Source organism: Pseudomonas sp. DCA-1 (genome assembly GCF_046523955.1).
In the GTDB taxonomy this organism is placed as follows: Bacteria; Pseudomonadota; Gammaproteobacteria; order Pseudomonadales; family Pseudomonadaceae; genus Aquipseudomonas; species Aquipseudomonas putida_Y.
This window is the reverse complement of the sequence record NZ_CP169881.1, coordinates 1,521,183-1,542,745: the sequence shown is the minus strand read 5'-3', so window position 1 is coordinate 1,542,745 and position 21,563 is coordinate 1,521,183. Positions and strand designations below refer to the sequence as shown.

The following is a 21,563-nucleotide window of genomic DNA, read 5'->3' as shown; positions in this document are numbered from 1 at the left end:
ATCGGGGCCGTCAAGTGGCCCCATCAGTGATCCAACGCCTGCTGCAACGCTACACCGGCCCCCTCCAACCCGGAAAACTCCGCCGTCACCAGCCACACCGGCACCCCGGCAAAATAGCCACTCATACACCCCTTGTCGGCAAAACTCGCGGCAAACCCGCTACGCAGGAACAGCTCGGCAAAGCGCGGAATCACACCGCCAACAATATAGACCCCGCCTCGTGCACCCAGCGTCAGCACATTGTTACCCGCCACTCGCCCAAGGAAACGGCAGAACTGCTCGACCACCGCCAGCGCTCGCGGCTCACCGCCCAGTGCGGCATCGGTGATATGCGCCGGGGTCTTGTGCCTGGGCGTGTCGCCGTCCAGCGCACAGATCGCCTGGTACAGCCGCACCAGGCCACCACCACTGAGCACGGCCTCGGCGCTGACATGACCGATCTGACTGTGGATCTGCTGGTGGATTGCCGCTTCGCGAGCATTGCCTACCGGCAGGTCAACATGCCCGCCTTCACCCGGCAGGGCCTTCCAGTGCTGTTCGCCCAGACGCAACAACGAGCCCACCCCCAGGCCAGTACCTGGGCCGATCACCAGTGCCGGCCTCGAGGGGTCGGCCTGGCCGGGGCACACCTCGCGGAACTCGCCTTCGCGCAGACGGGTCATGCCCAGCGCCATCGCGGTGAAATCATTGATCAGCAACAGTCGCTCGACCTGCAAGGTCTTGCAAAATGCCGTGCGGCTAAGGCGCCAGTGGTTGTTGGTGAAGCGGAATTCATCGCCATCGACCGGGCCGGCCACCGCCAGGCACACCGCCGCCAGGCCGCCACGGGCGATACCCTGGCTTTCCAGATAGGCCTCGATGGCCTGCTCGGGGTTGGTGTAGTCCGCGGTGGCGAAAATTTTTACCTCATGCAGCTGGTTGTCACGCCACAACGCAAAACGGGCATTGGTGCCGCCAATATCACCAACCAGCAGGTGCTTCATTTGAGGTGCTCCAGGGCCGAGGTAAAGGCACTGGCGCCCTGCTCTGCCGGGCTGAACGCCATGCGCATGAAGCCGAACAGCTCGCGCCCACACCCCAGGTCGTTGCCCTGGGGCGCTGGCGGCAGCTCACGGCTGGCCAGTTCTTCTGCCGACACCATGATCCGCAACGTGCCTTCGACACCGTCGACTCGCACGATATCACCATCGCGCACCCGCGCCAGCGGGCCGCCGTCGTAAGCCTCCGGGCAAACGTGGATGGCCGCGGGGATCTTGCCCGAGGCACCGGACATGCGTCCGTCGGTAACCAGCGCAACTTTGTAGCCACGGTCCTGCAACACACCGAGGAACGGGGTGAGCTTGTGCAGTTCCGGCATGCCATTGCAACGCGGGCCCTGGAAGCGCACCACCGCGACAAAGTCACGCTCCAGCTCGCCGGCCTTGAACGCGTCGGCCAGCGATTGCTGGTCCTGGAACACCCGTGCGGGGGCCTCGACCACCTGGTGCTCAGGGGCGACGGCAGACACTTTCATCACGCCACGACCCAGGTTGCCTTCCATCACCCGCAGGCCGCCTTCGGCCGAGAATGGCCGCGACACCGGGCGCAGGATGCTTTCGTCCAGGCTCTGTTGCGGCCCTTCGCGCCACACCAGCTTGCCATCGTCGAGGAAGGGTTCCTGGGTGTAGCGGCGCAGGCCATGGCCGGCCACGGTGTTGACATCTTCGTGCAGCAGGCCGGCGTCGAGCAGTTCACGAATCAGGAAGGCCATGCCGCCGGCAGCCTGGAAGTGGTTGATGTCGGCCTTGCCGTTGGGGTACACGTGCGACAGGGTCGGCACCACTTCGGAGAGGTCGGCCATGTCCTGCCAGGTCAGCTGGATACCCGCAGCCTGGGCAATCGCCGGGATGTGCAGGGTGTGGTTGGTCGAGCCGCCGGTAGCGTGCAGCGCGACGATGGAGTTGACCAGCGCCTTCTCATCGACGATTTCGCCCAGCGGCATGAAGCTGCCGCTGGCCTTGGTCATGCGCGTCACCTGCTGCGCAGCCTCGGCGGTGAGTGCGTCGCGCAGCGGCGTGTACGGGTTGACGAACGAGGCGCCCGGCAGGTGCAGCCCCATCACCTCCATCACCAATTGGTTGGTGTTGGCGGTGCCATAGAAGGTGCAGGTGCCGGGGCTATGGTAGGAATTCATCTCGGACTCCAGCAGCTCTTCGCGGCTGGCCTTGCCTTCGGCATAGCGCTGGCGCACATCGGCCTTCTGCTTGTTGGAGATGCCGGAAACCATCGGTCCGCCCGGGACGAAGATGGTCGGCAGGTGGCCGAAGCGCAGCGCGCCCATCATCAGGCCGGGGACGATCTTGTCGCAGATGCCCAGCATCAGTGCTGCGTCGAACATGTTGTGCGACAGCGCCACCGCCGTGGACATCGCGATCACTTCACGGCTGGCGATAGCCAACTCCATGCCCGGCTCGCCCTGGGTCACACCGTCGCACATGGCCGGCACGCCACCGGCAAACTGGCCGACCGAACCGACCTCGCGCAAGGCCTGCTTGATCTGCTCGGGGAAATGCAGGTACGGCTGGTGGGCAGACAACATGTCGTTGTAGGCCGAGACGATGGCCACGTTGGCCGCGTTCATCAGGCGCAGAGTCTGCTTGTCTTCGCTGCCGCAACCGGCCACGCCGTGGGCGAAGTTGGCGCACTGCAGGCTGGCACGCATGGGGCCGTCACTGGCCGCGCCACGAATCAGCTGCAGGTAGCGTTCGCGGGTGGCTCGGCTGCGTTCGACCAGCCGCTGGGTGACCTCAAGGATGCGCGGATGCATGTACTGGACTCCAGGCTAATTGTAAGGGCGGTTTACCGGGCATTTCCCCTCCAAACGATTGCGGCCTAGGCTCATGGTTAGGAGCCCGCCGCATCGGTGGAGGCACGTCGCCCAACCACTCGTTGTATATTTAAACAAAATACTGCCACTAAAAAGGCTTGTTTTCTATCAGCCAGTGAATAATCTTGTAATTCCAACAACAAAACCGTTTCAGTGAAGCTCCTTTGTGCCACAGGTTTCACTCGAACTGCCAGAGGTACTGCCATGACCCTTCGCATCGCCATCAATGGATTCGGCCGAATCGGGCGCAATGTCCTGCGCGCACTGTATACCCAAGGCTATCGCCAGGACCTGCAGGTCGTCGCCATCAACGACCTGGGCGACAGCGCCATGAATGCCCACCTGCTCAAGTACGACAGTGTCCACGGCATCTTTGACGCGACCGTCGAGGCCGACCACGAAAGCCTGACGGTCAACGGTCACCGTATCGCGGTCAGTGCCATCCGCAATCCGGCCGAACTGCCCTGGAAGGCCGAGGCGATCGACGTGGTGTTCGAATGCACCGGGCTGTTCACCGACCGGGCCAAGGCTGCTGCGCACCTGGCCGCCGGGGCGGGCAAGGTGATTGTCTCGGCACCGGCCAAGGGTGCCGATGCCACCGTGGTATACGGGGTCAACCACGACATCCTGCGCGCCTCGCACCAGGTCATTTCCAATGCCTCCTGCACCACCAACTGCCTGGCGCCGATCGCTCAGGTGCTGCACCGGGAGTTCGGCATCGAGCAAGGCCTGATGACCACCATCCACGCCTACACCAACGACCAGGTGCTGACTGACGTGTACCACAGCGACCCGTACCGCGCGCGTTCAGCGACCCAGTCGATGATCCCGAGCAAGACCGGTGCCGCCGAGGCCGTGGGCCTGGTGCTGCCGGAACTGGCCGGCAAGCTGACCGGCATGGCGGTGCGGGTGCCCGTCATCAACGTGTCGCTGGTAGACCTCACTGTCAACCTCAAGCGCGAAGCTACGGCGGAGCAGGTCAACCAGCTGTTCCTCGAGGCCAGCAAGCATTCCAAGGTATTGGGCTACAACGCCCTGCCATTGGTTTCCTGCGATTTCAACCACAACCCGCTGTCGTCGATCTACGATGCCAACCATACCCGCGCCAACGGGCGGATGCTCAAGGTGCTGGCCTGGTATGACAACGAATGGGGGTTCAGCAACCGGATGCTGGATAACTGTTTGGCGTTGTGCCGGGCTGGCTGAGCATGACAAGGCATTTTCGGCGCCTATGAAATCGAGCGCCGCCCGCGCGGCGCATCGCGAGCAAGCTCGCTCCTACATTTGTTTCGGGCCAATTATGCCTGTGGGATTTGCGCGCGAACGCCCTGGCGTATGGCTCGATATCGCGTCGTACAAACAAGGCGGTCGCGCGCCAGTGGCACAGGATGGACTGGCCCGAAACAAATGTAGGAGCGAGCTTGCTCGCGATGCGCCGCGCGGGCGGCGCTCGATTTCAAATACACAGAAAATCCACCGCCAAGCGCCCGCAGACTCACAATCTTTACCTTTTCCTGATAATTCCACACTTGACCTGCCGCATGGATGATAAGCATTATCATTAACCTTTCGTCGGCCAGGTCCCCCCGTGAGTCAGTCCCGGTTCAATTCCGTCTTCCTCGTTCAGCGCCTCACCCTGCTGCGTACCCTGCAGCGCATGGTCGGTAACCCCAGCACGGCCGAAGACCTGCTGCAGGAAACCTACCTGCGGGTGTCCCGCGCGCTGGGCGAGCGGCCCATCGAGCACATCGAGCCGTTCGTGTTTCAGACCGCGCGCAACCTGGCCCTCGACCACCTGCGCGCGCGCCGCGTGCAATCACGCATGCTGGTCGATGACGTGCCAGATGAGGTCTTGCATAGCGTGGCCGCACCGGCCACCAGCAACGAAGACGCCGCCCATGCCGAACAGTTGCTCAAACAGCTCAGCGTCAGCCTTGGGCAACTGAGCGAGCGCCAACAGCGCATCTTCATCCTCAGCCGCCTGCATGGCGCCACCTACCTGGAAGTGGCCGAACAACTGAACATTTCGCCCAGCACGGTACAAAAGGAACTGAAACTGATCATGGCAATCTGCATGGGTGTTGCCGAACGACTCAAGTAAGCTGAACCCAGGCGAACGGCAACGCAAAGCCCTTGCCACACCCCGCCTTAGCCTTGATCATTCGCAAAAAAACCATTCAAGGATTCACCGTGACCGACCGCCCTGCCCCTCGCCCGTCACCTGCCCGGCTTAGCGCCCGAGCTCGTGCCATGGACGAGGCGCTGGACTGGCTGGTGCGCCTGCAATGCGCAGATGCCGCAGACACCCAGGCCTTTGAAGCCTGGCTGAGCGCTGCGCCAGAAAACGCCGAGGCCTATGTCGAGGCCGAGGCACTGTGGAACGGTACCCCGTTGCATCAAGTGGCCACACAGATGCACCAGCAGCAACGCCGCTCATGGCGCGGGCGCCTGCGCAGCCACTGGAAACCCCTGGCCACCGCAGCGCTGCTGGTGGTTGGGCTGTTCACCGTCGGTAACCTGCCCATGCGCCTGCAGGCGGACCACCTGACTGTGGTCGGCGAGCGCCAGCGCCTGCAACTGGAAGACGGCGCAAAAGTGCTGCTCAACACCAATTCGGCATTTGCCAGCGAACGCCAGGACGGCCGCCAGGTCGCCCGCCTGCTGCAGGGCGAGGCTTATTTTCAGGTTCCCGACAGCGCGCAGCTGCCGCTGGAAGTGAAAGCCGGGCCTTTGCGCGCACAGGTGCGCGACACCGACTTTGCCGTGCGTTACCTTGACGGCGAAGCCCAGGTGCGGGTGCAACGCGGCGCTGTCGACCTGCAGGGTGGGCGCGACCAGCGCATCCGCCTGAGTGCCGGCGACAGCATCAGCGTCGGCCCCGAGGGCTTTGGCCAACGCCAGCGCCCAGACATGCACAAGGACCTGGCCTGGATTGACGGCCGCCTGGTGTTCGAGAACTGCCCGTTGAGCCAGGTGCTGGCCGAAGTGCAGCGGTACTACCCGGGCTGGATCATCAACCGCAATACACAGCTGGAGAATGTTGCCGTCACCGGTAACTACCGCCTCGACCAGCCGCTGGAAACCCTGCGCGCACTGGCCCACATCACCTCGGCACAGCTGCATGAGTACCCGGCGCTGGTCATCCTGAACTGACCCTGAATTATTTTTACGCGATCGCACTCGCCCGCCCGTCTCGTTATAGCCAATGCAACTGATTCTTGTTTGAGAACGAGAACAGCCATCACCTATAACAGCCCGCGCGTCTGGGAGCGCTTCCGATGTCCACTGGTCCTACCCGCTCGTCCAACTTTCCCCGCCGTACAGGACAACTGTCCCTGTTGACCTTTGCCCTGCTCGCAAGCGGTGCCTGCAGCCTGCCGGCGCTGGCCGCCGAGCCGGCCCAGGCCAGCAGCCCGCGCATGGGCGACTACCGCTTCAGCATCGGCCAGCAACCGCTGGTGTCGGCGATCAATGCCTTCAGCCAGGTCACCGGCTGGCAGGTCGGCTTCAGCGCCGAGCTGGCCGACGGCGTGGCTTCGCCAGGCGTACAGGGTTCGCTGCCGCCAGATGCTGCCCTCAAGCGCCTGTTGCGGGGTACCGGGCTGAGTTTTCGCAAGATCAGCAACGGCAATGTGGTACTGGAGCGCCAAACCGCAAGCAACGTGATCGCCCTGCAGCAGGTGACCGTCAGCGCCACCCGCAGTGCACAGGACGTCAGCCAGGTGCCGAGCACTGTCAGCGTGCAGACCCGTGAGCAACTGGACCGGCAGAACGTGAACAATATCCAGGATCTGGTGCGCTACGAGCCGGGGGTGTCGGTATCCGGAACCGGCCAACGCAGCGGGCTGAACGGCTACAACATCCGGGGTATCGACGGCGAGCGGATTCTCACCCAAGTCGACGGCGTGTCGATCCCCGACAGCTTCTTCTACGGCCCCTACGCCCAGACCCAGCGCAACTATGTCGACCCGGAAATCGTCAAGCGTGTGGAAATCCTCCGCGGCCCGGCCTCGGTGTTGTATGGCAGCAACGCCATCGGCGGTGCGGTGAGCTACTTCACCCTCGACCCGGACGACATCATCAAGCCCGGCAAAGACGTGGGTGCACGCCTGAAAACCGGCTACAGCTCGGCCGACGAAAGCTGGCTGACCTCCGCCACTGTCGCCGGCCGCCAGGGTGATCTCGACGGCCTGCTGCACCTGAGCCAGCGCAACGGCCACGAGACCGAAACCCACGGCAGCCACAGTGGCGACGGCCTGTCACGCACCGAAGCCAACCCGATCGACGTGCGCACCACCAACGTGCTGGCCAAGCTGGGCTGGAACTACGCCGACGACGCGCGCCTGGGGCTCACCTACGAGCGCTACAAGGATGACCGCGACCAGAACATCCTCAGCGCGGTGGGTGGGCCGTTCATTCCGGGCTTCGGTGGCATGAACTCGTACCGCATGCGCCAGGGCAACGACACGATCACCCGTGAACGCTTCGGCCTCAATCATGAATTCGACCTCGATAGCGTGGTCGCAGATCACGTCAAATGGAGCCTCAACTACCAGATCGCGAAGACCGACCAACGCACCGATGAGCTGTATGTCGCCTCGGGACGCCAAGTGTTTCGGGACCGGCAGACGACCTACAAGGATCGCCAGTGGGTATTCGACGCCCAATTGGACAAGGCCTTCAGCATCGGCCAAACCGACCACCTGCTCACCTACGGCACCACACTCAAACAGGAGAAAGTCACGGGTTCACGTAGCGGCACCGGCACTTGCCTGAATATCGGTGGGACCTGCACCGCCATCGGACAGGACAGCGCGCGTGACGGGCAGGCGTTGGTCAGCGACTTCCCGGACCCGACCGTGAATACCTACAGCCTGTTCGCGCAGGATGAAATCCGCTGGAACAACTGGACCTTCATGCCCGGCGCGCGCTACGACTACACCCGCATGGAACCCAAATTCACGGAGGAATTCCTGCGTGGTCTGGAGTCCAGCGGTACGGCGCCAACCTCCCAGGACGATTCGGACAAGAAGTGGCACCGCATCTCGCCCAAGTTCGGCCTGACCTACGCCTTCAACGACAACTACACCTGGTACGGCCAGTATGCAGAGGGCTTCCGTACTCCGACCGCCAAAGCCATGTATGGCCGCTTCCAGAACCTGGACCAAGGCTACCGCGTGGAGGGCAACCCGAACCTCGAGCCTGAAAAGAGCAAAAGCTACGAAACCGGCCTGCGTGGCAACTTCGACGCCGGCAACTTCGACGTGGCAGTGTTCTACAACAAGTACCGTGATTTCATCGACGAAGATGCCGTGCAAAGCGCCAACCTGGAACAGACCTTCCAGGCCAACAACATCAAGCACGCCACGATCAAGGGTGCCGAATTCAAGGGCCGCCTGAACCTCGACCACTTCGGCGCACCGCAGGGCCTCTATGCCCAAAGCTCGATTGCCTACACCTATGGTCGTAACGATGACACCGGTCAACCGTTGAACAGTGTCAACCCGCTCAAGGGCGTATTCGGCCTGGGCTACGAGCAGCAGAACTACGGCGGCTTGCTGAGCTGGACGCTGGTCAAGCGCAAGACCCGTGTCGACGACAGTACCTTCTATTCGCCTGACGGTTCCACCTCGAAGTTCCGTACCCCGGGCTACGGCGTGCTGGACCTGACCGGCTACTACAAGGTCACCGACGACGTCACCATCAATGCCGGGCTGTACAACCTTACCGACAAGAAATACTGGCAGTGGGATTCGGTGCGCAGCTACGACGGCCAGGGTGAAGCGGCTGTGACCCAGCCCGCTAACATCGACCGCCTGACCATGCCGGGGCGCAACTTCGGTATCAATGTGGTTTGGGATATCTGATCGCTTTAAATGTGCATTGGTTGTGAGATCGAGCGCCGCCCGCGCGGCGCATCGCGAGCGAAGCTCGCTCCTACATCTGTTTCGGGCCAGTTATTCCTGCGCCTTATGCGCGCGGCCCCTTGGTGTCCGACTCTGTATTGTGTCGAACCAACAAGGCGGTCGCGCGCGCGGTCACAGGTGTTATTGGCCCGAAACAGATGTAGGAGCGAGCTTCGCTCGCGATGCGCCGCGCGGGCGGCGCTCGATCTCTCAGGCGCTGCAATAACCAATCTGAAAACACCCTTTTTTTACTGTCCCGCCCCCGCTGTTTCGTCTTGTATCTAGACGCCCCCTCTCCAAGGACTGCCCCATGACCGAACGCCCAGCCCTGCGCTCCCAACGCCTGAACCAGATCACCCACGCCCCGCACGCCGAGCTGGATGCCCTGGTCAAATCCCACGCGCCTTTCGACAGCCGCGAAAGTTTCGCCCGCTTCGTCGTCGCGCAATACCTGTTCCAGTCCGAGCTGCAGGCCCTGTACAACGACCCTCAACTGATCGCCATCGTCCCTGACCTGGCTGAACGCTGCCGTGCCGACCAGGCCCGCCTGGACCTCGCCGACCTCGACACCAAAGTACCGGCCGCCGTGCCGGGCGCCGTAGGCAAGCCGAGCCTGGGCGAGGCAATGGGCTGGATCTTCGTCTCCGAAGGCTCCAAACTGGGCGCTGCGTTTCTGATCAAGCGTGCCGTGGCCCTGCAGCTGTCCGACAGCTTCGGTGCCCGTCACTTGGGCGAGCCCGCCGGTGGCCGTGCCGAAGGCTGGAAGCAGTTCACCCGCATCCTCGATGGCCTGGCGCTCTCGCCTGAAGAGGAAGCGGCTGCCGAACGCGGTGCAGTGGCCGCTTTCGAGCGTTTCACCGAGCTGCTCAAGCACGCCTACGCTGCGGATGCCGCGCTGGTCTGATACGCCGTAGCCGGCCACCCCTCCGGTGGCCGAACCGTTTTATGCAGTGAGAACATGACCCAACCAGCCCGCTCGAAACTCGCCCGCCTGTTGTATGGAATCCTGGCCTACGTGAGCCTCGGGGTGGGCCTGGTCGCCATTGTGATCCCTGGCTTGCCGACCACCGAGTTCATCCTGCTGGCCGCCTGGGCCGCCACACGCAGCTCACCGCGCCTGTCGGCATGGCTGGAGAACCACCGGCTGTTCGGGCCAACTCTGCATAACTGGCGCAACGGCAAGGTTATCCAGCGCCGCGCCAAGGTCAGCGCAACCATCAGCATGCTGCTGTGTGCGGGCCTGATGCTGACCTTTCTGGAACACCACTGGCCGGTATTCCTGGCAATCGCCGGGATGACCTTGGGCAACCTGTGGATCTGGTCACGCCCGGAGCACGCCTGCCCTGCCCCGTCACAAGCTCAGCAGCCCTGAATACAGGGCATAGGCCGCCAGCGCGGCACCCACCAGCACGGCGGCGAAAATCAGCTTTTCCCAGGCCGTGAACAACGTCTGCCCCTGCTCATGCTTGGCCCTCGCGAACAAGATGACGCCGGGGGCGTACAGCAGCGCCGAAAGCAGCAGGTACTTGAGCCCGCCGGCATACAGCAGCCACACGGCATACAGCAGGGCAACCAGCGCCACCAGCAAGTCCTTGCGCCGCAACCTCGGCTGCCCGGCATAGGTTTCTGCACGCATCGCCAGCAGCACGGCATACGCCGCAGACCACAGGTAGGGCACCAGGATCATCGACGAGGCCAGGTAGATCAGACTGGTGTACGTACCGGCGGAAAACAGCGTGATCAGCAGGAAGCCCTGAATCATGCAGTTGGTCAGCCACAGGGCGTTAGCCGGCACATGGTTGGCGTTTTCCTTGGCCAGAAAGCGCGGCATGGTCTTGTCCCGCGCCGTAGCGTAAAGGATCTCGGCACACAGCAGCGCCCAGGACAGCAAAGCGCCAAGCAACGAGACTGCCAGACCGAGACTGATCAGCAAGGCGCCCCAGGGGCCAACGATATGCTCCAGCACCGAGGCCAGTGAGGGGTTCTGCAGCCCGGCCAGTTCCGGTTGGGTCATGATGCCCAGCGACAACACGTTGACCAGCACCAGCAACGCCAGCACACCAAGAAAACCGATGACCGTGGCCTTGCCCACGTCTGACCGACGCTGGGCGCGCCCGGAATACACGCTGGCGCCCTCTATGCCGATGAACACGAATACGGTCACCAGCATCATATTGCGCACCTGCTCCAGCACGCTGCCGAATTGTGGGTTGCTCAAGCCCCAGATATCCCGGGTGAAGATGTCGGCGCGGAAGGCAAATGCAGCGATCACCACAAAAATCAGCAACGGCACCACCTTGGCCACGGTAGTGACCTGGTTGATGAAAGCCGCCTCCTTGATGCCGCGCAATACCAGAAAATGCACCGACCACAACAGCAGCGAGGCACAACCGATGGCGATGGGTGTGTTGCCTTCGCCGAACACCGGGAAGTAGAAACCCAGGGTGCTGAACAGCAGTACGAAGTAGCCGACGTTGCCCAGCCAGGCGCTGATCCAGTAGCCCCAGGCCGAGGAAAAGCCCATGTACTCGCCAAAGCCAGCCTTGGCGTAGGCATATACCCCCGAGTCCAGTTCCGGCTTGCGGTTGGCCAAGGTCTGGAACACGAAGGCCAAGGCCAACATGCCGACTGCGGTGATCGCCCAGCCGATCAGCACTGCACCCACATCGGCACGCGCGGCCATGTTCTGCGGCAGCGAGAAGATCCCGCCACCAATCATCGACCCGACCACCAGCGCGATCAGCGCGCCCAGGCGCAGCTTCTGTCCCGGTTCGCTCATGAGCCTCCTTCTTCAAACCCTGTCATGCGTTTGAAACAGCATTGCGGGCTATATAAATATCGTTACTTATACTGAAGCTGTGGGTTCAACCTATATCACTCATAACTGCTTTGTCTATGTACCTGCCCTCTCAAAACTAGCAGCAGTCCGGCAACAGGAAAAGAAACTGATAAAACTCGAATTTCTTGTGAAAAATTTGCTAAAGCGGCAAAAGCGGCTAATTTCAAGCATCGCAGGCTGAACAGAGCGTTTGCTCTAGAAGGACATGGAGGTGCCAGCACACAAGGCCTGCAGCTCAAGCTGTCGGCACTCTCCAGGAGCACCCGTGAAGGAAATTTCCTACCTTCACGGCGCCTTAAACTGACATAAGTCAGCTCAAGGCAAAGGCGTCGGATCTATTCTGTCGTCAACTTTCTCCTGGCAGGAGTTGTTAAATGTCTGATTCATCCGGAAAACTAAAGCTCGGCGCGTTAGTTGCACTTGTCGTCGGTTCGATGATTGGCGGCGGTATCTTCTCGCTGCCGCAAAACATGGCAGCCAGCGCAGGGGTTGGGGCCGTGCTGATCGGCTGGGCGATCACCGCAGTCGGCATGCTGACCCTGGCCTTCGTGTTCCAGACCCTGGCCAACCGCAAGCCTGATCTGGATGGCGGGGTGTATGCCTATGCCAAGGCCGGCTTCGGCGACTACATGGGCTTTTCCTCGGCCTGGGGCTACTGGATCAGTGCCTGGCTGGGCAACGTCGGCTACTTCGTGTTGCTGTTCAGCACCCTGGGCTACTTCTTCCCGATCTTTGGTGAAGGCAATACCCCAGCCGCCATCATTGGCGCGTCGATCCTGTTGTGGGCGGTGCACTTCCTGGTACTGCGCGGCATCAAGGAGGCTGCCTTCATCAACCTGGTCACCACTGTGGCCAAAGTGGTGCCGCTGGTGCTGTTCGCCCTGATCTGCCTGTTCGCCTTCAGGCTCGACATCTTCACCGCCGATATCTGGGCCGTGGGCACGCCAGAGCTTGGCAGTGTCATGAACCAGGTGCGCAACATGATGCTGGTCACCGTGTGGGTGTTCATCGGCATCGAGGGCGCGAGCATCTTCTCGGCGCGGGCGGAAAAACGCACCGACGTGGGCAAGGCAACGGTGATCGGCTTCGTGACCGTGCTGCTGTTCCTGGTGTTGGTCAACGTGCTGTCGCTGGGCATCATGACTCAACCGGAACTGGCCAAGCTGCAGAACCCGTCGATGGCTGCCGTGCTGGAGCATGTGGTCGGCCACTGGGGGGCGGTGCTGATCAGCGTCGGCCTGGTCATCTCGCTGCTCGGGGCGCTGCTGTCGTGGGTGCTGCTGTGCGCCGAGATCATGTTCGCCGCAGCCAAGGACCACACCATGCCGGAGTTCCTGCGCCGCGAGAACGCCAAACAGGTACCGGCCAACGCCCTGTGGCTGACCAACGCCATGGTGCAGATCTTTCTGGTCATCACGCTGTTCTCAAGCAGCACCTACCTGTCCCTGATCTACCTCGCCACCTCGATGATCCTGGTGCCCTACCTGTGGTCGGCAGCCTATGCGTTCTTGCTGGCACTGCGCAGCGAAACCTACGAACAGGCCCTGGCCGAACGCAAGAAGGACCTGATCATCGGTGGTATCGCCCTGTTGTACGCCGTCTGGCTGCTGTACGCAGGCGGCGTGAAATACCTGCTGCTCTCGGCCCTGCTCTACGCACCTGGCGCCATCCTGTTCGCCAAAGCCAAGCGTGAGGTGGGCAAACCGGTCTTCACCAACGTGGAAAAACTGATCTTCGCAGCCGTGGTCATTGGTGCCTTGGTGGCAGCCTATGGCCTGTATGACGGCTTCCTGACCCTTTGACCCACGTCTTCGCTCAATTGGAGGAATGAAACCATGTCCGCTGAAAAACAGAAGTACGGTGTCCACTCCGAAGCCGGCAAACTGCGCAAAGTGATGGTTTGCGCCCCTGGCCTGGCGCACAAGCGCCTGACGCCGAGCAACTGTGACGAACTGCTGTTCGACGACGTGATCTGGGTCGACCAGGCCAAGCGTGACCATTTCGACTTCGTTACCAAGATGCGCGAGCGTGGCGTGGATGTGCTGGAGATGCACAACCTGCTGACCGATATCGTGCAAAACAAAGAGGCCCTGAAGTGGATCCTCGACCGCAAGATCACCCCTGACACCGTCGGCGTAGGCCTGACCAACGAAGTGCGTAGCTGGCTCGAAGGCCTTGAGCCACGCCACCTGGCCGAATTCCTGATCGGCGGTGTGGCAGGCCAGGACCTGCCGCAGAGCGAAGGCGCCGAAGTCGTGAAGATGTACAACGACTACCTGGGCCACTCCAGCTTCATCCTGCCACCACTGCCCAACACCCAGTTCACGCGAGACACTACTTGCTGGATCTACGGCGGCGTGACGCTGAACCCGATGTACTGGCCGGCGCGTCGCCAGGAAACCCTGTTGACCACCGCCATCTACAAGTTCCACAAGGAGTTCACCGAGGCCGACTTCCAGGTGTGGTATGGCGACCCGGACAAGGACCATGGCAATGCCACGCTCGAAGGCGGTGATGTGATGCCGATCGGCAATGGCATCGTGCTGATCGGCATGGGCGAGCGCACCTCGCGCCAGGCCATCGGCCAGCTGGCGCAAAACCTGTTCGCCAAGGGCGCCGTCAAGGAAGTGATCGTCGCCGGCCTGCCAAAATCCCGCGCCGCCATGCACCTGGACACTGTCTTCAGCTTCTGCGACCGCGACTTGGTCACGGTCTTCCCGGAAGTGGTGAAAGAGATTGTGCCATTCATCATCCGCCCGGACGAAAGCAAGCCTTACGGCATGGATGTACGCCGCATCAACAAGTCGTTCATCGAAGTGGTGGGCGAGCAACTGGGCGTCCAGCTGCGCGTGGTCGAGACCGGCGGCAACAGCTTCGCCGCCGAGCGCGAACAGTGGGATGACGGTAACAACGTGGTGGCCATCGAGCCGGGCGTAGTCATTGGCTACGACCGCAACACCTACACCAACACCCTGCTGCGCAAGGCCGGCATCGAGGTCATCACCATCAGCGCCGGCGAACTGGGCCGAGGCCGTGGCGGCGGCCACTGCATGACCTGCCCGATCGTGCGCGACCCGATCGACTACTAACGACCATCACGCCCGGCCGCACCCATGAAGTGGCGGCCGGGACATCACCGAACTCAAGGAGAAACTGTCATGGCGTTCAACATTCACAACCGCAACTTGCTCAGCCTGGAACACCACACCACCCGTGAGTTGCGCTACCTGCTGGACCTTTCCCGCGACCTCAAACGCGCCAAGTACACCGGCACCGAGCAGCAGCACCTGAAGGGCAACAACATTGCCCTCATCTTCGAAAAGACCTCCACCCGTACCCGTTGCGCCTTCGAAGTGGCAGCCTATGACCAAGGCGCCAACGTCACCTACATCGACCCCAACTCCTCGCAGATCGGCCACAAGGAGAGCATGAAGGACACGGCCCGTGTGCTCGGGCGCATGTATGACGCCATCGAGTACCGTGGCTTCAAGCAGGAAATCGTCGAAGAGCTGGCCAAGTTCGCCGGCGTACCGGTGTTCAACGGCCTGACCGATGAATACCACCCAACCCAGATGATCGCCGACGTGCTGACCATGCGTGAGCACAGCGACAAGCCGCTGCACGACATCAGCTACGCCTACCTGGGCGATGCCCGCAACAACATGGGCAACTCGCTGCTGCTGATCGGCGCCAAGCTGGGCATGGATGTGCGCATCGCCGCGCCCAAGGCACTGTGGCCGCATGACGACCTGGTCGAACGCTGCAAACAGTACGCTGAAGAAAGCGGCGCACGCATTACCCTCACCGAAGACCCGAAAGCCGCGGTCAAGGGTGTCGACTTTGTCCATACCGACGTGTGGGTCTCGATGGGCGAGCCGATCGAAGCCTGGGGTGAGCGCATCAAGCAGCTTAAGCCTTATCAGGTGAATGCCGAACTGATGAAGTCCACCGGCAACCCGCGGACCAAGTTCATGCACTGCCTGCCGGCATTCCACAACTCCGACACCAAGGTAGGCAAGCAGATCGCCGAACAATACCCGGACCTGGCAAACGGCATCGAAGTGACCGATGACGTGTTCGAGTCGCCAGCGTGCATCGCCTTCGAGCAGGCGGAAAACCGCATGCACACGATCAAGGCGATCTTGGTATCGACCCTGGCGGATCTATAAGTAGCCCGCAGTCCCTGTGGGAGCGGGCGTGCCCGCGAAGGCGTCAGCCGCATCATCGATGATGTCAGGTCTGGCCTCTTCGCGGGCATGCCCGCTCCCACAGCGAACTCCGCAGCCTCCGTGCAGCGACAGTCCATTCATTCTTTCGCTAAAGGACATTCCACATGCGTATCGTTGTTGCATTGGGCGGCAACGCCCTGCTTCGTCGCGGCGAGCCCATGACCGCTGACAACCAGCGCGCCAATATCCGCACCGCCACCGAACAGATCGCCAAGATCCACCCTGGCAACGAACTGGTCATCGCCCACGGCAACGGCCCGCAAGTGGGTCTGCTGTCGCTTCAGGCCCTGTCGTACAAGCCAGACGAGGCCTACCCGCTGGACGTGCTGGGTGCAGAGACCGAGGGCATGATCGGTTACATGATCGAACAGGAACTGGGCAACCTGCTGGCCTTCGAGGTGCCCTTCGCCACCTTGCTCACCCAAGTGGAAGTGGACGCCAACGACCCGGCCTTCAATGATCCGACCAAATTCATCGGCCCGGTCTACAGCAAGGAAGAGGCCGAGCGCCTGGCCAAGGAAAAGGGCTGGGTGGTCAAGGCCGACGGCGACAAGTACCGCCGCGTGGTAGCCAGCCCGAAACCCAAGCGCATCTTCGAAATTCGCCCGATCAAGTGGCTGCTGGAAAAAAGCAGCATCGTGATTTGCGCAGGCGGTGGCGGCATCCCCACCATGTACGATGAAAACGGCAAGCTCAAAGGCATCGAGGCGGTGATCGACAAAGACCTGTGCTCGGCGCTGCTGGCCGAGCAATTGGAAGCCGACCTTCTGATTATCGCCACCGACGTCGATGCAGCCTACATTGACTGGGGCAAACCGACGCAGAAGGCCATCGCCCAGGCCCACCCGGACGCGTTGGAAACGCTGGGGTTTGCCGCCGGCTCCATGGGGCCGAAGGTGCAGGCCGCCTGCGACTTTGCCCGCAACACCGGCAAGGTGGCGGTGATCAGTTCGCTGGAGAACATCGAAGGCATCGTCAAAGGCACGGCCGGCACTCGGGTTTCCACCGAGAAGCCGGGGATCAGCTACCGTTGAATGCAGCAGGCGGGCTTACGCGGCCCGCCATTTTCGACCTTCCAAAGGAGATAGCCATGGCCCAGTATCACTCCGGTCATGTACACATCGAGCGCACTGCGCTGAACAACGCCGACCACAGCTATGACCTGAGCATCGAGTACGAGGCTGTGTCGGACCCCAAGGAAGGCAGAGGTATTCAGTTCCACATGCATGGCAGCATCGAAGGCAAGCCGGTGGAAGAAAAGTTCTTCCTGGCCAAGGACCAGGTCTTGCCCAGCTTCCTCATGCTACTGACCCGCAAGGCGCAGTCGTATCTGGCGCCGCCGAAGAAATTCGAGACCCTGAGTTCGCCGCACAAGCTCTATGACCATATGTTTGCGGACATTCGCGAAAAGCTCGATGTGAAATCGGGCGACCCGATCAAACCTGAACATCTGGAGTGACCCTTTTCGCGAGCAAGCCCGCCCCTACAGCAGCAATCCTGTGGGAGCGGGCGTGCCCGCGAATGCGCCACCGCCAACCTTGGGCCTGACCCCCGTCTCAGGGCATACTGGCGGCCTCCATCGCCAACTGTTCGAACCCCATGCGCATCCACGTCAGCTTCATCGACCGCGTCGGCATCACCCAGGAAGTCCTCGCCCTGCTCGGTGCCCGCAACCTCAACCTGGACGCCGTGGAGATGGTCCCGCCGAACGTCTACATCGACGCCCCCACCCTCAGCCCCGCCGTACTCGAAGAACTGCACGACGCGCTGTTCGAAGTACACGGCGTGCAATCGGTGGACGTGGTCGACATCCTCCCAGGCCAGCGCCGCCACCTGCAACTCGATGCCCTGCTGGCCGCCATGAGCGACCCGGTGCTGGCGGTGGACAGCGCAGGCCTGGTGCTGTTGGCCAACCCGGCGCTGATCGAACTGTGCGGTCGCGAATCTGCCGGGCGCTCGGTGGGTGAACTGTTTGGCGACCCCGCACTGCTGCAAGCGCTGCTCGACAACAACTTCCACCTGCCCATGCGCGAGATGCAGCTGAACGGCCATAGCCTGCTGCTGGACGCCATGCCGATCACCAACGCCGGCGGCCTGCTGACGCTGTACCCACCCTCGCGCATGGGCGAACGCCTGTCGGCCCTGCACCACGACCACGCCGAAGGCTTCGATGCCTTGCTGGGCGAGTCGCCGGCCATTCGCACCCTCAAAGCCCGTGCCTTACGCGTGGCTGCGCTCGATGCGCCGCTGCTGGTGCATGGCGAGACCGGCACCGGCAAAGAACTGGTAGCCCGCGCCTGCCATGCCGTCAGCAGCCGCCACGCGGCCCCGTTCCTGGCCTTGAACTGCGCAGCACTGCCGGAGAGCCTGGCCGAAAGCGAACTGTTCGGCTACGCGCCCGGGGCCTTTACCGGCGCGCAACGAGGTGGCAAGCCTGGGCTGATGGAACTGGCCAACCAGGGCACCGTATTCCTTGATGAAATTGGTGAGATGTCGCCATACCTGCAGGCCAAACTGCTGCGTTTTCTCAGCGACGGCAGCTTCCGCCGGGTGGGTGGCGACCGCGAAGTGAAGGTGGATGTGCGCATCATCAGCGCCACCCACCGCGATCTGGAACGCATGGTCGCCGAAGGCAGCTTCCGCGAAGACCTGTTCTACCGTCTGAACGTGCTTAACCTGGAGGTACCGCCGCTTCGCGACCGTGGCCAGGACATCCTGATGCTGGCGCACTTCTTCATGCAGCAGGCGTGCACGCAGATCCAGCGCCCAGCCTGTCGGCTGACCCCCTCCACCCATTCGGCACTGCTGGCCAACCCTTGGCCGGGCAATGTGCGCCAGTTGCAGAACGTGATCTTCCGCGCCGCGGCTATCTGCGAGGGCAACCTGGTGGATATCGGCGACCTGGACATCGCCGGCACCTCGGTGGCACGCGGGCAAGATGGCGAAGTGGCCAGCCTGGAACAGGCCGTGGGTAATTTCGAGCGCGAGCTGTTACAGCGCCTGTATGCCAGCTATCCGTCAACACGACAACTGGCCGGGCGCTTGCAAACTTCGCACACGGCTATCGCCCAGCGGCTGCGTAAATATGGAATACCCGGGAAACCATGACGCCCGTGGTAAAAACCCATAATTGAATCAGACTTTTCCTAGCTGCCCAGCCGTATTTGACTGGAGTGCTCCCCGTAGAATGGTGACATTGTAATTTTGCATGTCACCTTGAACTAAGAGCACCCTGATGTTTGAACTCGATTTTTACGGGACACTTGTAGCCGCCTCTTTGGTACTGCTATTGGGACGCGGCCTGGTCGCACGTATTGGTTTCCTGCGCGCATACAATATCCCTGAGCCTGTTGCAGGCGGCCTGGTCGTTGCCTTGTCACTTCTGGCATTGCGCAGTTTCGATGTACACGTCCAATTTGATACCTCGTTGCAAACACCGTTGATGCTGGCATTCTTCGCTACCATCGGCTTGAGTGCAGACTTCGCGAGCCTGAAGAAAGGTGGACGCGTGGTCGCCGTATTCCTCCTGGTGGTGACGGGTTTGCTGGTGGTTCAGAACGCCATGGGTATCGGTCTGGCGACAGCGTTGGGGCTCGACCCGCTGATGGGCCTGCTGGCCGGCTCGATCAGCTTGTCGGGTGGCCACGGTACAGGCGTTGCCTGGGGCGCGACCTTCACTGAGAGGTTTGGCCTGGCTTCGGCGTCGGAACTGGCAATGGCCTCTGCCACTTTCGGCCTGGTGTTGGGCGGTTTGATTGGTGGCCCAGTCGCCCGGTTGCTGATCAAACGGGTCAAGACACCAGGGGTGCAAGAAGAAACGCCGCAGTTACCCAAGGGCTTTGAACAACCGGACAGAGAGCGCCTGATCACATCGTTTTCATTTATAGAAACCTTGGCACTTATTGCTGTCAGCTTATTGACTGGCACATTACTTAACAGCTTGCTGAAAGGTACAGCATTCGAACTACCGACATTCGTTTGCGTACTCTTCGTCGGCGTACTGTTGCGCAATGGGCTTCGGGCTTTCGGCTTTTACAAAGTATTCGAACGGGAAGTGTCGGTACTGGGTAATGTAAGTTTGTCCCTGTTCCTGGCCATTGCCTTGATGTCGCTCAAGTTGTGGGACCTGGCAGCCCTGGCTTTACCCTTCTTTACCTTGTTGGCCGCGCAGACACTGGTCATGGCGCTGTTCGCAATCTTCGTGACGTTCAAGGTAATGGGGCGCAACTACGATGCTGCAGTCCTGGCTGCCGGCCACTGTGGCTTCGGCCTGGGTGCTACACCGACAGCCATCGCCAACATGCAAGCGGTGACACAACGCTATGGCGCCTCGCACCTTGCCTTCCTGGTGGTGCCGATGGTGGGGGCGTTCTTCATCGACATCATCAATGTCATCGTGATCAAGCTGTACCTGGCATTGCCCTTGTTCATTACTGGTTAAGCGCTTTCAGGCCCCCTTAAAGCACAGGACCGGCAACCAGAAAGCCGCTCTGAGTTGCCTACCAACGCAGCATGCGGGGGCCCCACCAGGCACCGAACGCCGTCGGAACAAGCATGCCAAGGACATACCACACACCCCAGAACGGTACGCCCATTTCCGGACAATGCAGGCAGTAGGCCACCGTTGCGGTCGAGCCCGCCAGCAGGCCACCGGCAGCGCCCGCTTGCCGTAACCGGGTGGGCGCCAGGCCTTTCAGCGCCCAGAACACGGTGACAAAAGCCGGCACCGACAGCAACGTGATATTCAGTGCGCAGGTACGCCATGTGCGCCCGAACAACAGGTCGGCGCGAGCATCCACAGGCGCCCCGGCGATACTCACGGCCGCCCCGCACCAGACCAGCAGCAGTGGCAAGCCAAGCATCTTCCAGCCCGCAGCGCCCTTCGCCCCTGGCCTGGCCAAGCGGCTTGTCAACCACAGCCCGATCAACGCCAAGCTGGTTGGAAAGGCGACTTTGCCCCAGAACAACGGGGTTTGTGCGACCTCTGTGATATCACTACGTACACCGTAAAGGGCAACTGTCAGCAGCAGTGCTGCGGTCAGCCCACCCAGCACAGCAACCGCCATCCGCCTGCAAACGGCGTGGCGCGGCACTGGCCCTTCGCCTGCGGCCAGCAAGGCAATCAAGTCGTCAGTCTTCATGGTTATTGGCTCCTCCAATCAGCCTGGATAGCGCTTTCAGACCTCGATGTATCCCAACCTTTACCGCTGAACTGGAAAGCCCGGTAAGTTGTGCCGTCTCTTCGACAGACAACCCCTCCAGCTTGACATGAACAATCGGCAGTCGTTGCCGCTCTGGCAGTTGCTTTAGCAGCTTGGTCAGGTCTCGGCTGGCCTCGGCTGATTCAACCTCCGAAATAGCAAACAATTGCGCATCATCGTCCAGAACATCATGCCGGGCTTCGCGACGTGAAACACTTCGCAGATGATCCGCCAGTTTGTAACGGGCGATCGCATGCACCCAAGCCGTCAAAGGCTGCTGTGCCTGGTAAGTGTGACGCGCGTTATGCACCGCCAGCAGCACATCCTGCACCATGTCCTCTATCTCGGCCGGGCGCCTGCTCAGACGGCTGCGCAGAAACGCACGCACATGCAGCGCAAGCGTGCCAAGAAAATCCTGATAGGCCAGCTGGTCGCCTGTCAGCCCTCGAAGCAACAGTGCTTTCAACCGGGCCTCGCGAGCCTCGAGCTCATCCTGTGAGTTAGTTCGCTGCATGGGCCGCC

The 21,563-nt window shown here is 61.7% G+C and carries 18 protein-coding genes; 13 read left to right on the top strand and 5 right to left on the bottom strand.

From position 1 onward, the window contains the following. Positions 1-23: 23 nt before the first annotated feature. Together ACE4QZ_RS07450 and edd are read right to left on the bottom strand one after the other, a co-directional pair. Positions 24-983, bottom strand: coding sequence for a glucokinase (locus ACE4QZ_RS07450; protein WP_021781902.1), 960 nt, complete (start codon positions 981-983; stop codon positions 24-26). After that, positions 980-2,806 carry a phosphogluconate dehydratase gene (edd, locus tag ACE4QZ_RS07445; RefSeq protein WP_103443545.1) on the bottom strand — a complete coding sequence of 609 codons (1,827 nt, stop codon included), beginning with the start codon at positions 2,804-2,806 and terminating at the stop codon, positions 980-982. Before edd ends, ACE4QZ_RS07450 begins: the two co-directional genes overlap by 4 nt. 264 nt (positions 2,807-3,070) lie before the next feature. Here edd and gap point away from each other — a divergent pair, with 264 nt between their 5' ends. From gap to ACE4QZ_RS07415, 6 genes are all read left to right on the top strand, one after another. Further along, entirely contained in the window at positions 3,071-4,072 is a 1,002-nt protein-coding gene (gene gap, locus ACE4QZ_RS07440) for a type I glyceraldehyde-3-phosphate dehydrogenase (RefSeq protein ID WP_410480423.1), read from the top strand. Between the two features lie 382 nt (positions 4,073-4,454). Beyond that, positions 4,455-4,967: an RNA polymerase sigma factor gene (locus ACE4QZ_RS07435; protein WP_103463206.1), complete on the top strand. Its 513-nt coding sequence runs from the start codon at positions 4,455-4,457 to the stop codon at positions 4,965-4,967. 89 nt (positions 4,968-5,056) lie between these two features. After that, on the top strand, positions 5,057-6,019 hold the full coding sequence (locus ACE4QZ_RS07430; protein ID WP_021781898.1) for a FecR family protein: 963 nt from the start codon (positions 5,057-5,059) through the stop codon (positions 6,017-6,019). A 125-nt stretch (positions 6,020-6,144) separates the two neighbouring features. After that, complete coding sequence (locus ACE4QZ_RS07425; protein ID WP_103463207.1) at positions 6,145-8,733, top strand: TonB-dependent receptor; 2,589 nt, start codon at positions 6,145-6,147, stop codon at positions 8,731-8,733. 349 nt (positions 8,734-9,082) lie between these two features. Continuing rightward, positions 9,083-9,676: a biliverdin-producing heme oxygenase gene (locus ACE4QZ_RS07420; protein ID WP_103463208.1), complete on the top strand. Its 594-nt coding sequence runs from the start codon at positions 9,083-9,085 to the stop codon at positions 9,674-9,676. Positions 9,677-9,730: 54 nt separating this feature from the next. Continuing rightward, complete coding sequence (locus ACE4QZ_RS07415; protein WP_103463209.1) at positions 9,731-10,144, top strand: YbaN family protein; 414 nt, start codon at positions 9,731-9,733, stop codon at positions 10,142-10,144. On the opposite strand, the gene arcD (ACE4QZ_RS07410) is transcribed toward ACE4QZ_RS07415, so the two are convergent. Further along, positions 10,124-11,551, bottom strand: a complete 1,428-nt coding sequence (arcD, locus tag ACE4QZ_RS07410) for an arginine-ornithine antiporter (RefSeq protein WP_021781894.1) — start codon at positions 11,549-11,551, stop codon at positions 10,124-10,126. The genes ACE4QZ_RS07415 and arcD (ACE4QZ_RS07410) overlap by 21 nt on opposite strands. 434 nt (positions 11,552-11,985) lie before the next feature. On the opposite strand from arcD (ACE4QZ_RS07410), the gene arcD (ACE4QZ_RS07405) reads away from it, so the two are divergent. From arcD (ACE4QZ_RS07405) to gltS, 7 genes are all read left to right on the top strand, one after another. Then, positions 11,986-13,413 (top strand): arginine-ornithine antiporter, encoded by a 1,428-nt coding sequence (gene arcD, locus ACE4QZ_RS07405; protein ID WP_021781893.1) that lies wholly within the window; start codon positions 11,986-11,988, stop codon positions 13,411-13,413. 33 nt (positions 13,414-13,446) lie between these two features. Further along, positions 13,447-14,700, top strand: coding sequence for an arginine deiminase (gene arcA / locus ACE4QZ_RS07400; protein WP_021781892.1), 1,254 nt, complete (start codon positions 13,447-13,449; stop codon positions 14,698-14,700). Between the two features lie 69 nt (positions 14,701-14,769). Further along, entirely contained in the window at positions 14,770-15,780 is a 1,011-nt protein-coding gene (locus ACE4QZ_RS07395; RefSeq protein WP_003255074.1) for an ornithine carbamoyltransferase, read from the top strand. Positions 15,781-15,944: 164 nt separating this feature from the next. Further along, positions 15,945-16,874 carry a carbamate kinase gene (gene arcC / locus ACE4QZ_RS07390; RefSeq protein ID WP_103463211.1) on the top strand — a complete coding sequence of 310 codons (930 nt, stop codon included), beginning with the start codon at positions 15,945-15,947 and terminating at the stop codon, positions 16,872-16,874. Between the two features lie 56 nt (positions 16,875-16,930). Next, positions 16,931-17,299 carry a DUF5064 family protein gene (locus ACE4QZ_RS07385; protein WP_021781890.1) on the top strand — a complete coding sequence of 123 codons (369 nt, stop codon included), beginning with the start codon at positions 16,931-16,933 and terminating at the stop codon, positions 17,297-17,299. A 140-nt stretch (positions 17,300-17,439) separates the two neighbouring features. Next, a complete protein-coding gene (locus ACE4QZ_RS07380; protein ID WP_021781889.1) occupies positions 17,440-18,948 on the top strand; it encodes a sigma-54-dependent transcriptional regulator in 1,509 nt (502 codons plus the stop codon). A 127-nt stretch (positions 18,949-19,075) separates the two neighbouring features. Beyond that, positions 19,076-20,281 (top strand): sodium/glutamate symporter, encoded by a 1,206-nt coding sequence (gene gltS / locus ACE4QZ_RS07375; RefSeq protein WP_021781888.1) that lies wholly within the window; start codon positions 19,076-19,078, stop codon positions 20,279-20,281. 58 nt (positions 20,282-20,339) lie between these two features. Here the strand turns inward: gltS and ACE4QZ_RS07370 are convergent, their stop codons facing one another. Both ACE4QZ_RS07370 and ACE4QZ_RS07365 read right to left on the bottom strand, forming a co-directional pair. Beyond that, a complete protein-coding gene (locus tag ACE4QZ_RS07370) occupies positions 20,340-20,981 on the bottom strand; it encodes a DUF1109 domain-containing protein (protein WP_028698090.1) in 642 nt (213 codons plus the stop codon). Then, positions 20,971-21,555 (bottom strand): sigma-70 family RNA polymerase sigma factor, encoded by a 585-nt coding sequence (locus ACE4QZ_RS07365; RefSeq protein ID WP_021781886.1) that lies wholly within the window; start codon positions 21,553-21,555, stop codon positions 20,971-20,973. The genes ACE4QZ_RS07370 and ACE4QZ_RS07365 overlap by 11 nt, the downstream gene beginning before the upstream one ends. Positions 21,556-21,563 lie beyond the last annotated feature (8 nt).

Bases quoted from the DNA above. Each gene is read 5' to 3' on its own strand.
- ACE4QZ_RS07380 (WP_021781889.1), top strand. From the start codon at position 17,440: ATGCGCATCCACGTCAGCTTCATCGACCGCGTCGGCATCACCCAGGAA.
- ACE4QZ_RS07365 (WP_021781886.1), bottom strand. From the start codon at position 21,555: ATGCAGCGAACTAACTCACAGGATGAGCTCGAGGCTCGCGAGGCCCGG.
- ACE4QZ_RS07450 (WP_021781902.1), bottom strand. From the start codon at position 983: ATGAAGCACCTGCTGGTTGGTGATATTGGCGGCACCAATGCCCGTTTT.
- arcC (WP_103463211.1), top strand. From the start codon at position 15,945: ATGCGTATCGTTGTTGCATTGGGCGGCAACGCCCTGCTTCGTCGCGGC.
- arcD (WP_021781894.1), bottom strand. From the start codon at position 11,551: ATGAGCGAACCGGGACAGAAGCTGCGCCTGGGCGCGCTGATCGCGCTG.
- ACE4QZ_RS07420 (WP_103463208.1), top strand. From the start codon at position 9,083: ATGACCGAACGCCCAGCCCTGCGCTCCCAACGCCTGAACCAGATCACC.
- ACE4QZ_RS07385 (WP_021781890.1), top strand. From the start codon at position 16,931: ATGGCCCAGTATCACTCCGGTCATGTACACATCGAGCGCACTGCGCTG.
- arcA (WP_021781892.1), top strand. From the start codon at position 13,447: ATGTCCGCTGAAAAACAGAAGTACGGTGTCCACTCCGAAGCCGGCAAA.
- gap (WP_410480423.1), top strand. From the start codon at position 3,071: ATGACCCTTCGCATCGCCATCAATGGATTCGGCCGAATCGGGCGCAAT.
- ACE4QZ_RS07395 (WP_003255074.1), top strand. From the start codon at position 14,770: ATGGCGTTCAACATTCACAACCGCAACTTGCTCAGCCTGGAACACCAC.
- ACE4QZ_RS07425 (WP_103463207.1), top strand. From the start codon at position 6,145: ATGTCCACTGGTCCTACCCGCTCGTCCAACTTTCCCCGCCGTACAGGA.
- ACE4QZ_RS07415 (WP_103463209.1), top strand. From the start codon at position 9,731: ATGACCCAACCAGCCCGCTCGAAACTCGCCCGCCTGTTGTATGGAATC.
- ACE4QZ_RS07370 (WP_028698090.1), bottom strand. From the start codon at position 20,981: ATGAAGACTGACGACTTGATTGCCTTGCTGGCCGCAGGCGAAGGGCCA.
- arcD (WP_021781893.1), top strand. From the start codon at position 11,986: ATGTCTGATTCATCCGGAAAACTAAAGCTCGGCGCGTTAGTTGCACTT.
- edd (WP_103443545.1), bottom strand. From the start codon at position 2,806: ATGCATCCGCGCATCCTTGAGGTCACCCAGCGGCTGGTCGAACGCAGC.
- gltS (WP_021781888.1), top strand. From the start codon at position 19,076: ATGTTTGAACTCGATTTTTACGGGACACTTGTAGCCGCCTCTTTGGTA.